The 16,318-nt window shown below is 42.9% G+C and carries 10 protein-coding genes and 1 tRNA gene; 6 read left to right on the forward strand and 5 right to left on the reverse strand.

Going from position 1 to position 16,318, the window contains the following annotated elements; translation table 11 throughout:
• The first annotated feature begins 271 nt into the window (after window positions 1–271).
• Window positions 272–2,734 (forward strand): S8 family serine peptidase, encoded by a 2,463-nt coding sequence (locus tag ACX0G7_RS20300; RefSeq protein ID WP_458925356.1) that lies wholly within the window; start codon window positions 272–274, stop codon window positions 2,732–2,734.
• Here ACX0G7_RS20300 and ACX0G7_RS20305 read toward each other — a convergent pair.
• The 3 genes from ACX0G7_RS20305 to recQ form a co-directional block, all read right to left on the reverse strand.
• A complete protein-coding gene (locus tag ACX0G7_RS20305; protein WP_458925357.1) occupies window positions 2,731–3,756 on the reverse strand; it encodes an AAA family ATPase in 1,026 nt (341 codons plus the stop codon). The two genes, ACX0G7_RS20300 and ACX0G7_RS20305, sit on opposite strands and share 4 nt — an antisense overlap.
• 218 nt (window positions 3,757–3,974) lie before the next feature.
• A tRNA-Phe gene (locus ACX0G7_RS20310) sits at window positions 3,975–4,047 on the reverse strand.
• A gap of 227 nt (window positions 4,048–4,274) precedes the next feature.
• Complete coding sequence (gene recQ, locus ACX0G7_RS20315) at window positions 4,275–6,560, reverse strand: DNA helicase RecQ (protein WP_458925358.1); 2,286 nt, start codon at window positions 6,558–6,560, stop codon at window positions 4,275–4,277.
• A 281-nt stretch (window positions 6,561–6,841) separates the two neighbouring features.
• Between recQ and ACX0G7_RS20320 the strand changes: the two genes are divergently transcribed.
• The 3 genes from ACX0G7_RS20320 (at window position 6,842) to ACX0G7_RS20330 (ending at window position 9,827) form a co-directional block, all read left to right on the forward strand.
• Window positions 6,842–7,855, forward strand: a complete 1,014-nt coding sequence (locus ACX0G7_RS20320; protein ID WP_458925359.1) for a KpsF/GutQ family sugar-phosphate isomerase — start codon at window positions 6,842–6,844, stop codon at window positions 7,853–7,855.
• Between the two features lie 46 nt (window positions 7,856–7,901).
• Window positions 7,902–8,984: a mannose-1-phosphate guanylyltransferase gene (locus ACX0G7_RS20325; RefSeq protein ID WP_458925360.1), complete on the forward strand. Its 1,083-nt coding sequence runs from the start codon at window positions 7,902–7,904 to the stop codon at window positions 8,982–8,984.
• A gap of 123 nt (window positions 8,985–9,107) precedes the next feature.
• Complete coding sequence (locus ACX0G7_RS20330; protein WP_458925361.1) at window positions 9,108–9,827, forward strand: 3'-5' exonuclease; 720 nt, start codon at window positions 9,108–9,110, stop codon at window positions 9,825–9,827.
• A 33-nt stretch (window positions 9,828–9,860) separates the two neighbouring features.
• On the opposite strand, the gene ACX0G7_RS20335 is transcribed toward ACX0G7_RS20330, so the two are convergent.
• Both ACX0G7_RS20335 and ACX0G7_RS20340 read right to left on the reverse strand, forming a co-directional pair.
• Window positions 9,861–11,264 carry a M16 family metallopeptidase gene (locus ACX0G7_RS20335; RefSeq protein ID WP_458925362.1) on the reverse strand — a complete coding sequence of 468 codons (1,404 nt, stop codon included), beginning with the start codon at window positions 11,262–11,264 and terminating at the stop codon, window positions 9,861–9,863.
• A gap of 25 nt (window positions 11,265–11,289) precedes the next feature.
• Complete coding sequence (locus tag ACX0G7_RS20340) at window positions 11,290–12,612, reverse strand: M16 family metallopeptidase (protein WP_458925363.1); 1,323 nt, start codon at window positions 12,610–12,612, stop codon at window positions 11,290–11,292.
• 141 nt (window positions 12,613–12,753) lie between these two features.
• Here ACX0G7_RS20340 and ACX0G7_RS20345 point away from each other — a divergent pair, with 141 nt between their 5' ends.
• Window positions 12,754–13,896, forward strand: coding sequence for a methionine aminotransferase (locus ACX0G7_RS20345; RefSeq protein ID WP_458925364.1), 1,143 nt, complete (start codon window positions 12,754–12,756; stop codon window positions 13,894–13,896).
• A 71-nt stretch (window positions 13,897–13,967) separates the two neighbouring features.
• Entirely contained in the window at window positions 13,968–16,262 is a 2,295-nt protein-coding gene (locus ACX0G7_RS20350; protein WP_458925365.1) for a DUF7133 domain-containing protein, read from the forward strand.
• Window positions 16,263–16,318: the final 56 nt, after the last annotated feature.

Raw genomic sequence — 16,318 nt, forward strand, 5'->3', positions numbered from 1 at the left:
TTTGGTTAAACCTTGAATTAAAGGAAATGGCATCTAAAAATGCCTCTGTCGAATAGTTTCATATGCGCCTTGGATAATCTCCTTATGAGCTTTGCGAGGGCATTTCATTTGCCCTTCTTTCTGACATAAATTACGATGGACGTAGTAATAAATCTATAAAATCAGTAGATTGGCAGGTGACATTATGCCGATTAGGCAAAAAACTATCTATAATTGAGCCCGCTTATTATTTTAATTATTCATAAGAGGCACATAAAAACTTTAGCGAACTATGCCATTTAAAAGCCGACCTCATATAAAGCTGAACACCGAGAAACAGAAAGAAGACACGGTTACGCTCAGGTTCAATTATGGCTCTCCCGAAGAAGAAGATGATGAAGTAGAAACACCCGCGGGATCAAACTATCGGCAGATGGCAAACTCTTTCAAAGGTTATTTAGCTAGGTTTAATCAGGACCAGGAAAGGAGGGTTGCAGATAGAAACGAAGAGTTAGCTATCCCAGGTCATATAGAATACATCCGGATTCTATTCCAAAATCAATTCAGCATCACTGCAGGTGCAAAAAATTATTACCAATCTTGGTATAATGATTTTGGCCTACTTGGAGTTAGGTTTTCACGCTTCAACCACGAAGTACTCTTCGCTGTAACAGATCAACGAAAATTCCATGCCCTTATGCAGGGTATAAGAAATTTTTCAATAAAGGAGTCTGGGGAAGATCCTAAGGTTACTTATCCTGGAAAAGTTCGCTATATTAAAGAATTCAAGCTGTTAACGTCAAATGACATTCTCCAGTTTCAGGGTCCAGCTGAGTTATTGAACTTCAAACTCATAGATTTCCCACTAACAAGTCAATCAGCCACTTCAATATGGCAGGGTCTAAAATCTTATTTGGAGCAGCGCGGTTTAAGATATGTTCTAGTCGAAGATTGTAATAATCTTGAAGTCTACAACGCTACAGAGAAACAAGCACAGGAAATCGCTAACAACTTTGACATTGTTTACAGTGTCACTTCTGGGCTTGCAACAGTTGTTAGACCGAACGAATTCAATACAACCCGAAGAGAGTATGGTTTCTCAATAAGCAATACTAATGAAGAGCTACCAATTATAGGCGTGTTGGACACAGGCATTAGCAATAAGACGCCACTAGCGCCAATTTTAATAAATGACGATACATTCAATCTTTCTGGATCGAGTGTTTTTTTAGATTCTGCAAATGACGGCTATGGACACGGTACTGCTGTAGCTGCTTTTGCAGCACTGGGCCGTACTCCCTATTTAATTGGGGACTACAGAGGTAATTATAATGCAGATGCAAAACTTCTGTCGATGAAAATTCTGGATGATGATAGTGGCTATTTATCGGAACGAGCTGTACTCGAATTACTTAGAAGCGCAAAAGCTAAATATCCGACATTAAAGCTTTTTGTTCTTACAGTCTGTTATGCGAGACACAAAAAAACAAATGAAGACTTTTCAACCTATGCATACGAACTGGACAAATTTGCACATCAAAATGACTGTCTCATTTTCATCTGCACTGCAAATAATAACGATGCCTGTAATAATAATAACTCTTATGACCTCGGATATTTTTTTGGAGAATCAACAAACTTATGTTGCCCAGCTGATAGTTTAAATAACGTTGTCGTTGGCGGAGCAGCACATGTCATTAAAGATGGCGTTTTCCGAGGAATATCACACAGCAAAGAGTACCCGACACTTTATACAAGAAAAAGTCACATCGACTTTTCAGGTCTATTTCCCAAGATGAAGCATAATAAAAATTATTTCCGTCCTGATGTAATAGAATGCGCTGGCGACTATGAACAAAGCGGCAATTTTATAGGGCAAGGGAATAATGCATCGATGGATGTTTTATGCGCAAATCCCTCAATAGGGTTTTTCAAACATATCGGTACTAGTTTTTCCGCACCACTTACCGCTAATATTGCCGCAAAAATTCAAAAAATATACCCGAGCTTGAGAGCACAATCAATCAAAGCTTTGATCATTAATAGCGCCTCTTTAAATAGTATTCGTTTTGAAAAACCGTTTTCAAACCTATTAAACAAAACTGCAGGACATGGTCTGGTTGACCCTGACAAAAGCATTCTTTCGAATGACAATGAAGTCACATTCGTGATAGAAGATTCTGTTCGACCGGAAGAAGTAAAAATAATACCGCTTCATTTCCCTGAATATCTTTCTACAGATGAACTAGGCAAGAGAGTCGGGCTATTAACGGTGTCTGCGACTCTGTGCTTTAGTTTTGATCCGGTTTTAGAAAATCATCTGGCTTACTGTCCAATCCATATGGCTTTCTCCTTTTTTCGAAATCATGCAGGAGAAGACATTTTGAAAAAAGAGGACGCGATAAAATCAAAACTCAAATCAACTCTAACTTGGTCGCAAAACGGGCGATATAAATCGAAGCCAGTACCATCATTCAATACTCAAAAAATTCATTTTCGTGTAGGCGCAGATGAACTGGTTAGTGAAGAATCCACCCTGAAACTAGCGATTAACTGTAGGCTCAATCCCCAGTTACTACCAGGTATGGAAGCCCGATATGGTGGCGACCATCCTTTTTCATTAGTTGTTACAATCAAAGAAGATTTACCTGAAGCTAGACAAACGGGAAAACTTTACGCGGAAATGTTGGCGGTCAATGAAGTAGAGAATATTATAACAGTAGAGTTGGAAAATGATCTACAGGCTGAAGGTTAGGCTTTTTGGAGCTTTCTTTCGTTACTCAGTAATTCTTTCCAAATTGTTGTATCAATATTTACAACTAGTTCGTGGATTTTGCTTGATTGATTGAAGATGCTTTGTTTAATAGCCGTAATCAAGGTCTTTTGAATACTATAATAAGATAAGCCGTGTGCTTCTCTCATTATCTTTTTGGCTGACAAAAGATTATCAAATTTGAATTTTCCGTTTTTCAAAGTCAGATCAATAAGTTCCTTTATCTGACCTTGAGATGGCAGTTCGAACGTTATAGAAGTGTCAAATCTTCGTAGGAGGGCTTCATCAATCATTTCCATTTGGTTGGTTGCTGCAATTACGATACTATTTTGCGGCAAATAGTCGAAGAGTTGTAAAATAGTATTTACCACTCTCTTCATCTCTCCATGATCCTGGCTATAATCCCTGACTTTTCCTAACGAGTCAAATTCATCGATAAATATTATACATTCTTCAACTGATGCTCGTCTGAAAACCTTAGCTAAGTTTTTGCTTGTCTCGCCGAGTTTAGAAGATACAATGGCACCTAGATTTACTACAAACATCATTTTTTGTAGCTCACCGGCTATAACATAGGATGCTAGCGTTTTTCCACAACCAGACGGTCCATATAGCAGTACCTTATTGGCAATAGGGAGATCGAATTTTCTGAGAATATCAGCTGTGTGATGCTCTTTTACGAAGAATTCAAGAGTTCTTTTCACCCTTTCATCACATATCAAGTTCTCAAAGCGGTAATCTGAGGTAAGCTTCTCTAATATTAACTCTCCAACTTCTCTGTCTTCAATACGTTGATGAAACGAATCGGAGCCGACTTTAGTAAGCGTACTGTTTTGATTATGCCGAATAGCTTCCTTCAAAATAGACTGGAGCTGAAGGGCGAAATTGATCTTTTTAGTCTTTTTCGAATGCTCGATAAGCTCGTTTAGAACAGACAACAATTTTTCCTGGTCGTTTTCCAACCCAAACTTTGCTAAATCTTTTATATAGTCAAATTGGCTCATGAACTAACGCCCTTCTAAATTAGCAATCTTTTTATCAAATTCTGCTCTTAGTTAGACAAACGTAGTACTATTACGTTTAATCTAAAATTCTACTTATAGTAAGGTATTTAACCAATTAATCACAACACTATATTAGAACATTAATATCCCTTGAGGTTATGTTGTACCAAATAAAAAGGCAGTCATGAAATTGCTTCATAACTGCCTGATTTTTTTCGTGGTGTGAGGCGGGATCGAACCGCCGACACAAGGATTTTCAGTCCTTTGCTCTACCAACTGAGCTACCGCACCATCCTGTCGCCCCTTTTATCTGATAAATTTCATCAAACAAAGTGGGCTTTGCCCGCCGAAGCCGCACACGGTAGTTGAACATCAACCTCCCATCGGCGTAGGTGGGCGGCAAAAATAACATTTGATGATCAAAATGCCAAAAAACTTACGATTGAAATTCAGATCGGATCAGGAAATATTACGGATTCTACCACACCCGGGCAACATACAGCAAAGTCGTGAACCCCTTAATTCCCATATTCACTCAAAAACTTGATCCGCATAATTTTCAACTGCTCCCAGGTGAAGTTGCTGTCTTTTAATTCATCGAGCGCTATCTGTAAACTTGAGGTCTCGCAACTTTTGAAATACTCGATGATCTCCTCTTGTTCATATTCGTCAAGGATCTCATCAATAGCATAATCCAGGTTGAGCCTTGTTCCGCTGGCGGCAATGGTTTCCATGTTTTCCATCAGGGCATCAAGGCGCAGATCCTTATTTTTCGCAATTGTTTCGAGTGGTATCTTCTTGTCCACCTGTTGAATGATATAAACCTTGTTCAGACTTTTGTTAGCCACATTTTTCATGATGAAATCATCCGGCTTAACAATATCATTTTCCTTTACATATTTGTCGATCAGTTCTACAAACGGTTTACCGTAACGGATCGATTTACCCTTACTGACTCCCTGGCATTTTTCAAGGTCGGCCAATGAGGTTGGATATAAGGTAGCCATATCCTGCAATGAGGTCTCCAGGAATATAACAAATGGCGGCAGGTTTTTGCGTTTTGCTTCCTTCTGACGAAGCTCTTTCAACATTTCGAAAAGCTTCTCATCAATGGCTGCTCCGGTGTTTGACTCAACAGCCGCTTCTTCGTCATCAGCATTGGCTTCTTCAAAAAGATTATTCAAAACAATCTTGAACGACTTTGGCTTTTTAGCAAAATCATTTCCTTTTTTAGTGATCTTCAGAACACCATAATCTTCAATATCCTTGCTGAGCAAGCCTTCCAGCAGCATCTGGCGGATCAATGAGTTCCAGTAGTGGTCCTCCTGGTCCTTACCAATTCCGAATTCAGCAAGTTTTTCATGACGGTACATAGCGATGTTCGGCGTAAGGTGTCCGCGCAAAACATGAACCGTATATATAGTGGCAAAGCATTCATCAAGTGCTTTGACAGTCTTTAATACTTTAACCACATCATCCTTGGCTTCGATCCTTTCTTTTGGATGCAAACAATTATCACATGAGCCGCAGTTTGGAATATCATATTCTTCACCGAAATAACTCATCAGCACCTTGCGGCGACAGACTCCGGTCTCCGCGAAAGCCACTGTTTCGTTGATCAACTGTGCACCAACTTCACGTTCGCTGAGCGGTTTGTCGCGCATCAGGTGTTCAAGCTTTGATACATCCTTATGCGAGTAATACAATATACATTTACCTTCAAGTCCATCGCGACCGGCGCGACCGGTTTCCTGGTAATAATTTTCTATACTTTTTGGAATGTTATAGTGTATGACAAAACGGATATCCGGTTTATCGATACCCATACCAAAAGCGATCGTCGCAACGATAACCTGTACATCTTCATTCAGGAATAAGTCCTGGCGCGATGCGCGCAATTTGCCATCAAGGCCTGCGTGATAAGCCACGGCTTTTATGCCATTTGCCTCAAGGGTGCCCGCAAGCTCTTCCGTTGTTTTCCGGTTAAGTGTATAAATAATACCGCTGTTTCCCTTCATCCCTTTGATAAAGCGCACGATACTTTCGTCAGTCTGACTTTTTTTGATCTTGGGCTGAATCTCGTAATAAAGATTCGTGCGGTTAAAAGATGAAATAAAAATGTTTGCGTCCCTGAGACACAGATTTTTTACGATATCACTCTGAACCTTTGGAGTCGCCGTCGCTGTAAGTGCGATCATCGGGATATCAGGGTTGATCTGTTCCATCATCTCTCTCAGGCGCCTGTATTCGGGGCGGAAATCGTGACCCCATTCTGAAATACAGTGTGCCTCATCAACCGCAAAAAATGAAATCTTCAGGTCGGAAAAAAATTCCAGGTTCTCCTGCTTTGTAAGTGTTTCAGGAGCAACGTATAACAGCTTGGTGTGTCCATCAGAAAGATCTGATTTCACCACCGCAATTTGTTTTTTTGTAAGTGTGGAATTAAGAAAATGCGCAACATGATCTTTTTCACTGAAACCGCGGATCAGGTCGACCTGGTTCTTCATCAGTGCGATCAATGGGCTTACAATGATGGCCACTCCTTCACTCATCAGCGCTGGTAGCTGGTAGCACAGGCTTTTTCCGCCGCCTGTTGGCATGATCACGAAAGTATCCCTGCCTGAAAGCAAACTTTTCACTGATTCTTCCTGGGTTCCTTTGAATGCGTCAAAGCCAAAATATTGATGCAGAGCTTTATACAATTCCGTCGTCGAAATAATTGACTTCTTCCCAGATGTCTGGCGCGCCTCCGTTGTTAATGTCTTTTTTGTTTTTGTAGATGCTTTTTTTGCAGTTGTTGTCATAATCTTAATATTGTCTTCAACAGAGCCCCGGATTCGGGGAATTGCTTTTTACAAGAGAAGATTGTATCAGTACCTTCTGTAATCCTTCCTATAGGGGTGGCGAATTTACTCTATTTTGCGGGTTATCGCAACGTGAAATAGGGTTCTTTAACATTTAAGATGCATTAAAGCCATCGATTTTTTCAACAATAATGATTTACCTGTACATGATCAAAAAGGTGTCAGGTAGTTTCTGCCGGACAGGATAAGCGAAAATGGGAGTTAGAACAATCAGTAGTGCCATGAATTTTCGACTCCCCGTTTTTTCAGTAGGTTTGCGGCAGCAAATGCAAAATCCGATCGATATAAAATCAGTCGCCACCCGCACTATCCGCCTTGAAGCAGACGCTATCAACAGCCTGGTGGACCTGGTGGACGACCAGTTTGTTCAGGCAATCGATGCAATTGTTTCTAATAAGGGGAGGCTCGTGGTAAGTGGGATCGGCAAAAGCGCGATTATAGCGCAAAAGCTGGTGGCCACTCTAAATTCTACAGGCACTCCCGCCATTTTTCTACATGCAGCAGATGCTATTCATGGCGACCTTGGAATTGTGCAGCAACAGGATGTGGTGATGATCATCAGTAAAAGTGGAGAATCGCCGGAAATTAAAGTTCTGATGCCATTGCTGAGGAATTTTGGGAACAAGCTTATTGGCATGGTTGGCAATATAAATTCATACCTTGCCCGGCAGGTCCACATTATACTAAATACAACGGTTTCACAGGAAGCCTGTCCAAATAACCTTGCCCCAACGAGCAGCACGACTGCACAGCTTGTTATGGGCGATGCGATTGCCATTGTGCTGATGGAAATGAAGGGGTTTGGAAGTGACGATTTTGCAAAATTTCATCCCGGTGGTACTTTGGGTAAAAAACTATACCTCAGGGTATCGGATTTGTATATACAAAATGAAAAACCACGGGTATCGCTGGATGCTTCATTAAAAGAGGTGATCAGCGAGATCTCAAAAAAACGATTGGGAGCCACAGTAGTTACTGATGATGACGAAAAGGTGCTTGGTGTGATAACTGACGGCGATCTACGTAGAATGCTTGAGAAAAGTATCTCGCTTGATACTGCTACTGCCAGGGACATCATGACAGCTAATCCAAGAACGATTGAAGCAACAAAACTTGCTGTTGATGCGCTTGACCTTCTGAGAAAACATGATATAACACAACTGATCGTTGCAGAAGATCAAAAATATAAGGGAATCATTCACCTGCACGACCTGATAAGAGAAGGAATTATATAAACATGCCAGGGCTTTTAATAAAAAACATTCACCCGAACAATCAAACATGAATAAACACCACTATGTAGCAATTATGGCCGGCGGAATTGGAAGCCGTTTCTGGCCAATGAGCCGTACAAATTTCCCCAAACAGTTCCTGGACATATTAAACACTGGCAAAACGCTGATTCAGTCAACTTTCGAGCGGTTCGCCACCTTTATTCCTACCGAAAATATATTCGTGATCACGTCCAACGAATACGTAAACATTGTCAAAAAACAGCTTCCGGAAATTCCGATGCAGAATATTCTTGGCGAACCATCCAGGAAAAATACTGCACCTTGTATTGCATACATTTCGTTTAAGCTCAACCAGATTGACCCCAAAGCCTCATTGATTGTTGCTCCGGCAGATCATATCATACTGGACACTACAGCATTTACAAAGGTTAGCCTTGAGGCCCTTGCTTTTGTGAATAAACACAATGCTTTTATCACACTTGGCATTAAACCGACGTATGCAAATACGGGTTATGGTTATATTCAGTATGAACAACATGGCGTTACCGATAATGTCTATAAGGTTAAAACCTTTACGGAAAAACCTAATCTCGACCTTGCCAAGACGTTTATCGCCAGCGGAGAGTTCCTTTGGAACGCCGGCATATTCGTATGGCAGGTGAAAAATATTCTTACCGCATTTGAAAAGTACCTGCCTGAGATGTACGAAGTATTTGAGGCGGAGCAGGACCGGTTCAATACACCCGAAGAGTCGGCGGCACTGAATGAGATCTATCCTCAGTGTCCCAGTTTGTCCATTGATTTTGGTATCATGGAAAAAGCGGACAATGTGTACCTCATACCTTCTTCGTTTGGCTGGAGTGACCTTGGTACCTGGAACAGTGCTTATGAGAATCTTGAAAAAGATTATCTCGCCAATGCAGTTGCCGGCGAAAATGTAATTGTTATAGATTCTACAAAATGCGTTGTTCATGCACCGAACAACAAACTGGTAATGTTACAGGGCCTTGATGATTATATTATTGTGGATACAGAAGATGTCCTTCTTATCTGCAAAAAAGAAAAAGAGCAGGAGATCAAGGAATATGTGGCTGAGGTGAAGAGAAACAAGGGAGATAAATATCTGTAAACACCCGGTTTTTACACAGGCTTTTATCAAACGATTCATAAATTGCAACAGGCTTCTATTCCGGAAGCCTGTTTTTTATTTTCCAGCATCAGAGTTATTATTCATCCCGGTCAATTCATATGTATGAACGTTCCGCTCAGTAACATCCTGTTTATAGACATCGAGACGGTCGCCCAGCATCCGTCTTACGACTTGCTTACTGAAGAATGGAAGGCGCTGTGGCAAAAAAAAGCGGAGATCATACTTCGGAATAATACCGTTGATTCACCGGAAACGATTTATGAACGAGCCGGTATTTATGCCGAGTTTGGGAAAGTGATCTGCATCAGTTGCGGACTGTTGCAAACAAATGGATCAGGTAAAAAACTTGTGCTGAAATCGTTTTCCGGGGATGATGAAAAAACGGTACTTCTTGCCTTTTCGGATATGCTTGCCCGTTGGAGCCCCGGCCAACAGAAATATTTTTGTGCTCATAATGGTAAAGAATTTGACTTCCCATACCTGTGCCGGAGAATGGTTATTAACTGCCTTCCCCTGCCGCCCATGCTTAATATAGCTGGCAAAAAGCCGTGGGAAGTGCCGCATATTGATACACTGGAGATGTGGAAATTCGGTGATTACAAGAGCTTTACTTCACTTAGCCTTCTTGCCGGGGTGCTCGGAATCAAAACGCCAAAAGATGATATTGATGGAAGCATGGTTGGAGATGTTTACTGGAAAGAACGCAACCTTGCGCGCATAGTTCATTATTGCCAGAAGGATGTTATCACCGTGGCACAAGTGTACCTCCGCCTGCTGGGCGAGACTTGCGTTGATGCGGAAAATATCGAGATAAAAGATTAAGTAAGGTGAGTCCTGGGCTATAACGCTTCCGGCTTAAAACGTCTTTTTCCTGTTCACCTGGTAACTGTCTTCCTTGATCTCCTTTTCGGTTACTGTGCCGTATTTCTTTGCGCCTTCCCTGATCTCGTCGGCTTTACCGATCAACAAAAACTGCAACTTGTCTTTGGAAAAGTATTTGGCTATGATCTCTTTGGCTTTGGCAGGTGTTACCTGGCTTACATTTTTCTCAAAGTCGTTGATGTACGCTGCATCATAACCATAGATAAACATATCGTTCAGCAGGTTGGCCAGCTGGCCCGAAGTCTCATACTCCGTTGGAAACAGTCCCACCACATAGTTCCTGGCTGATTGAAGGGTGGTATCATCAATGCCTTTTTGCAGCCGGTCCATCACTTCCAAAGCCTTATCTATTGTTTGAAAAGTTGTCTTCGTTGCGGTAAATGATGTTACCTGGAACGTGCCGGAATATTTCTTCGCATCAAACCTGCTCCTGGCGCCGTAAGTGAGGCCCGAATTGACCCGCAGTTCATCGTTGAGCCATGAAGTGAAGCGATCCCCAAAAGCCGTGTTTACTACCTCGATGGCCACCTGGTCCGGATTATTCTTCGCTATTCCTTTTGAACCTATGTAAAAAGTCGTTTCCCTCGCATCGCTCTTATTGACCAACAAAACATTTGATCCATCCGGCAATTTGACGGGCTCAGCTGCAGGGTTTACGATCTCTCCCGCGCCTTTTTTCCACTCGCTGAACAGCCCGGTTATCTTAGCTTTCATTTCAGCAGTGTTAAAATCACCGACGATTGAAATCACAGATCCGTTTGGCCTGTAATATTTTTCATGAAATTTTTTGGCATCAGCCGCGGTCATTGAATTGATCGTGGAAACCAGCCCTGACGGCGCATTTCCATACACATGATTGCCATACATCATAGCGTTCCAGTAATTATTGATTACCGCCGACGGGCTTTGTTTTGCAACTTCCAGTGAAGCCTTTCTTCTTGTTTTTAGCTTATCAAACTCTTTTTCATCAAACGTTGGGTTTATCACCACATCCTTTAGTAAACCAAAAACGACGTCTTGCGTTTTCGTGGCAAATCGTGCGGAGATCCTTGAATACTCCTGCCTTGAATATGCATTAAGAGTTGCCCCGACAAAGTCCAGTTTTTCCTGTATCTGATCTTTGGTATAATTCTTAGATCCTGACACCAATGCAGAAGCGGTCAGTTCCGACAGACCCGCTTGTTGACCATCGTAAATACTGGCCGCGGGCACCGAAAGGGCTACACTGATCAGTGGAACTTCTTTTTGTTCCATCAGGTTAACAGTAAGACCATTCGGGAGCTTGAAGCTTGTATACTTTGGTAATTGAAATTTTTGTTGTGCGGAAACCGCAAAACATATGCAGATAAAAATGATGGAGACTGCTGTTTTTTTCATATCAATTCGCTTAAAAAATTCGTAACTAATCTTCAACCTGGGGGCTCATGATTCCAACTGTTCTGTTTGATGTCTTCAGATAAGTTTTTGTAACTCTTTTTATATCATCTACCGTTACCTTTTCATATTCTTTCGGAGCATCAAACATCTTTTTGTAGTCTCCAAAAAACAACTCGTATGATCCCAGGTTATCTGATTTACCATTGATCGTTTCTATCTGCCCGTAAAAAGTGATGAGTTTTTGATTTTTTACTTTCTGGAGTTCTTCGGGCGTGATACCACTGGTTTTGATTTTTTCAATCTCCGCATAAATGGCCTTTTCCAGGACCAGGGGGTCCTTGTCTTTCGCACCGGTTGCGTCAATCAGCATCAGCGCGGGATCAAAGCCGTTTTCAGTTGATGAGCTGATTTCGGTAGCAAGCTGTAAGCTATCGACCACAGCTTTGTAAAGCCTTGAAGATCTGCCGCGGGAAAGTACCGCATCCAGCAGATCGAGCGCATAGTAGTCTGCTGTGCCGGTAGCGGGGACGTGATACCCTATCATAAGGTTAAAAGTCGGGACATCTTTTTTTACCAACACACGACGTTCGCCGTGTTGTTCAGGCTCCACGAGGCTCATTGGTTTTGCCGGCTTATTTTTTGGAATAGAGCCAAGGTATTTCTCTGCCATGGCTTTTACCTGTTCGTATTTTACTGCGCCGGAAACTACGACCACGCAGTTATTTGGCGAATAATAGGTTTTGAAATAATTTTCAAGATCTTCTTTTGACCAGTTCCTGATATCTTCAAAATAGCCTATTACCGGCCAGCGATAGGAATGTGTTGTATAGGCTGTTGCATACAGTAATTCGTAAAGTTCTGTTTTGGGTTCATTCTCCAAACCGGTTGATTTTTCGGAAGTAACAACACCCCTCTCACTTTCCACCATTTTAGGATCGATCGCGAGATCACGGATCCTATCTGCTTCCAGGTCAAAGATTGTTTCCATTGCAGAGGCTGGGAACCAATTTGTATAAACCGTTACATTTTGACTTGTATAGGCATTATTTGCTCCTCCGTTGAACTCCATGGTCTTATCGAACTGCTTGGGGCCATATTTTTTTGACCCATTGAACATCATGTGTTCAAAGAAGTGTGACAACCCTGTTATGCCGGGATATTCGTTTCGGGAACCTACCTTCCAGAACAGATACATGTTTGCGTTTGGTATAGAATAATCTTCTACCACCAGGAACTTCATTTCATTCGGCAGGGTAAATGTCTTAACATCCTCGGGTTTAAGCTGAGAATACCCGGTGTTTACTGCCGATATGGTCAGCATCGCCAGCAACCATTTTCTGATCTGCATTTTGAAAGGTTTGATTCTCTGACAATATAACTTAATAACGACCATGAATTTTGCCGTTAATGTAATAATTCACTTGTTTTTAGATCATAGCCGGGGAGTGAAATAAACATAAACAACTAAATTTACGCGAAACTAACAAGCTTGCAGATCCATTCGAAACTACCTAATGTCGGTACCACAATCTTCACCGTAATGAGTGGCCTTGCGGCTGAATTAAACGCCGTGAACCTTGGCCAGGGTTTTCCTGACTACCCTATGGACGGCGAGCTGACCCGTCTCGTTAACCAGGCCATGAATGATGATTATAATCAGTATGCGCCGATGCCGGGGTGGCTTCCTTTGCGTGAAGCAATAGCTGAAAAAAATCACTATTTATATGCTGCGGAAATTGATCCGGTCAGCGAAATAACTATCACTCCCGGCGGAACTTATGCAATCTACACGGCACTTACAAGCATCCTGCAGCCTGGTGACGAAGTAATTGTCCTCGAGCCATCGTATGACAGTTATGTTCCAAACATACTGGTAAATGGTGGGCGCCCTGTTCTTGTGGGTCTGAAATTGCCCGACTTCCGGATCGACTGGGAAGCTGTAAGGGAAGCAGTTACGTCAAAGACCCGCGCGATCATCATTAATTCCCCTCACAACCCCACAGGAAGTATTTTATACGAAGACGACATATCGGAATTGAGGAAACTGGTTCAGGATACCGACATCTTCATCATAAGCGACGAAGTTTATGAACACCTGGTATATGATGGTTCATCGCATCTGAGCATGTTGAAATACCCCGACCTGAGAGCAAGGAGCTTTGTTTGCTTTTCGTTCGGGAAGGTGTTTCATTGCACCGGTTGGAAACTCGGTTATTGCATTGCTCCACCTGAGTTCACTAAAGAATTCAGGAAGGTTCACCAGTTTAACTGCTTTAGTTGTCATACCCCTTCGCAGGTGGGAATTGCCACTTACCTCAGGGATCGCGACTCGTATCTGAACCTGGGCAAAGAATTGCAGGGAAAAAGGGATCATTTTCTCCGTTTGATGGAATCGACCAGGTTTACCATGAAGCAATCGTCGGGTAGCTATTTTATTTGTGCCTCCTATGAAAAGATAAGTGACGAAGATGATAAGTCGTTCGCAATCAGGATAACAAAAGAGTTTGGCGTTGCGATGATCCCGGTCTCGGCTTTTTACCAGGACGGAAAAGACAACCGTATCGTGAGATTTTGTTTTGCGAAAAAAGAGCAAACCCTCGAGAGGGCTGTTGAGAAACTCGCTAAACTTTAGGAGGTGGCGGGGGATCGAATGGCGATTGATGAATTAACTTTGAACATTGCTAACGAAACAATAAATTATTAATGGGTTACGGCCGGAATTCAGCGTGGATAGGACTCTTTCTCTTTCTAATCGCCTGTACAAATGACCCAGCGCCAGCTGGAAGTAATAAAACAGATACAGCAGCAATCAGGGAACAATATAAGGAATCACCGGTGCTGGACGCGTCATCTGCAATTTCGAGGATGCAAACGGATCCGGGGTTGAAAATTGAATTAGTGGCTTCAGAGCCGCTGGTAGTTGCTCCCGTAGCAATGACCTTCGACAACAAAGGCAGGATGTGGGTGGTTGAGATGACCGGTTACATGCCGGACACTCTTGGCACAGGCGAAGATGCGACGGATGGAAAGATTGTGATTCTCGAGGATACCGACAAAGACGGGAAAATGGATTCCCGGAAGGTGTTTATGGATTCTCTTGTTTTGCCAAGAAGCATATGCCTGATCGAAAATGGTATCCTGATTGGAGAGCCGCCAAAACTATGGTTTGTGGAAATCCAGGACGACAAACCCGGGAAGAAAACTTTAGTAGATGACAAATATGCGGAAGGAGGAAACGTAGAACACCAGCCAAATGGTTTGTTGAGGGCTATGGACAACTGGATCTACAATGCAAAATCAGATAAACGGTATCGGAAAAAGGGCAATAGCTGGTTGATCGAACGAACTCATTTCAGGGGCCAATGGGGAATCACACAGGATAACGAGGGCCGTTTGTTTTACAATAATAACTCTGAGAATTTCCTCGGGGATTATTTCAGCCCCGGCCTTGGCTCGGGTAACCCTCATCAGCAAAGGGTTGCAGGTTTCAATGAGAAAATCGTCCGCGATAACCGCGTTTATCCGATCCGGGCAACTACTGGTGTGAACCGCGGATACATGAAGGGCACGTTGAACGACAGCCTCAGGCTCGTAAATTTTACTGCCGCCTGCGGGCCACTGATATATCGTGGTGATCTGTTTGAAAAGTCCTATCTCGGCAACGGCTTTGTGGCAGAGCCATCAGCGAATCTTATCAAGAGAAATATTATTAATGACAGCGGCGTTGCTGTAAAGGGACGGCAAGCTTACAATGATCATGAGTTTTTGGCCAGCAGTGATGAAAGATTCAGACCGGTAAATCTGTATACCGGTCTCGACGGGGCGATCTATGTACTGGATATGTACCGCGGTATTATTCAACATAAGACCTACCTGACGCCTTATCTGAAGAAGGAAATCAGTAGCCGGGGCCTCTCGCTGCCTTTGAATTGCGGTCGAATCTATCGTATTATACCCGAAAGCTCAAAGCCGGTTCCCGTTATACCTGGGGACGACCCCAAACGCCTGATTGAATATCTGAATCATCCAAACGGAACGGTAAGGGACCTGGCCCAGCAGCTCCTGATCGATAAAAAATCCGTTGAGGTGGTGCCGTTATTGCGTCAAGCCATCACCCGCCACGACCAGCCGCTGGGGGTAATGCATTCCCTCTGGACCCTTGAAGGTCTGGACTCACTCCAATCTTCAGATATCGAACCATTGCTGAACCAGCAGCATGCTGCTTTGCGTACGCAGGCTATGGCAACCATACCATCAATCATTTCGACATCAAACCAAAAAAGTATATTCCAGGCACTACAGCAGTTTACCTCAGATTCGACAAATGCCATCAGGCTTGCACTCGTACTTGGCCGGATCCGGCAATTTGATCCCGAGGGTGTTGAAGAGATGCAGAACCGTTTGCTGAAACAATATCCTTCAAGTCTATATATCGCTGATGCCATCATCACTACTATGGAGAACCGGGAGGATGCGTTAAATAAAAAACTGATCGAAAATAAGGATACCGGTTTAATCGTTTATCAGCGCCTGGCAAAAGTGAGAAAAGATATGGTGAGCAAACGAAATGCGGGGAGAACGGCTGAGCTGATGAAGCGTTATCCCAGGGGCGGCAAAATCTTTACAACCGTTTGCCAGACCTGTCATGGGAATGACGGGGAGGGAATACAGTCGCTGGCTCCGCCATTAAACCGTTCCAACTGGGTCACGGGCAATGCGGAACATCTCGGCCGGATAGTATTATATGGCCTTACGGGACCCGTGGATGTTAATGGTAGGCTGTATAAAGCTCCGGAGATAAATGGTGATATGCCGGGGATAGGAAGCAGTGATGAGTTCAATGATGAAGACATCGCGCAGTTAATGAGTTTCATCAGGAATGCCTGGGAAAACAGGGCTCCACCTGTAAATACTGGCGTTGTACAAAAGATCAGGAAACAATACAAGGACCGTCAGAAACCCTTTACAATGGAGGAGCTGAAGAAAATTAAGCGGTGAGCCTGTGCGAAGCATCACTTACTAAAAGTAGCCTGTACTGAGTATCACTGACTAAA

The organism is Flavitalea antarctica (assembly GCF_054461535.1).

What these genes read in the sequence shown, in the direction of transcription:
- recQ (WP_458925358.1), bottom strand. Translation starts at nt 6,560, where the DNA reads ATGACAACAACTGCAAAAAAAGCATCTACAAAAACAAAAAAGACATTA.
- ACX0G7_RS20330 (WP_458925361.1), top strand. Translation starts at nt 9,108, where the DNA reads ATGAACGTTCCGCTCAGTAACATCCTGTTTATAGACATCGAGACGGTC.
- ACX0G7_RS20325 (WP_458925360.1), top strand. Translation starts at nt 7,902, where the DNA reads ATGAATAAACACCACTATGTAGCAATTATGGCCGGCGGAATTGGAAGC.
- ACX0G7_RS20340 (WP_458925363.1), bottom strand. Translation starts at nt 12,612, where the DNA reads ATGCAGATCAGAAAATGGTTGCTGGCGATGCTGACCATATCGGCAGTA.
- ACX0G7_RS20305 (WP_458925357.1), bottom strand. Translation starts at nt 3,756, where the DNA reads ATGAGCCAATTTGACTATATAAAAGATTTAGCAAAGTTTGGGTTGGAA.
- ACX0G7_RS20350 (WP_458925365.1), top strand. Translation starts at nt 13,968, where the DNA reads ATGGGTTACGGCCGGAATTCAGCGTGGATAGGACTCTTTCTCTTTCTA.
- ACX0G7_RS20320 (WP_458925359.1), top strand. Translation starts at nt 6,842, where the DNA reads ATGAATTTTCGACTCCCCGTTTTTTCAGTAGGTTTGCGGCAGCAAATG.
- ACX0G7_RS20300 (WP_458925356.1), top strand. Translation starts at nt 272, where the DNA reads ATGCCATTTAAAAGCCGACCTCATATAAAGCTGAACACCGAGAAACAG.
- ACX0G7_RS20335 (WP_458925362.1), bottom strand. Translation starts at nt 11,264, where the DNA reads ATGAAAAAAACAGCAGTCTCCATCATTTTTATCTGCATATGTTTTGCG.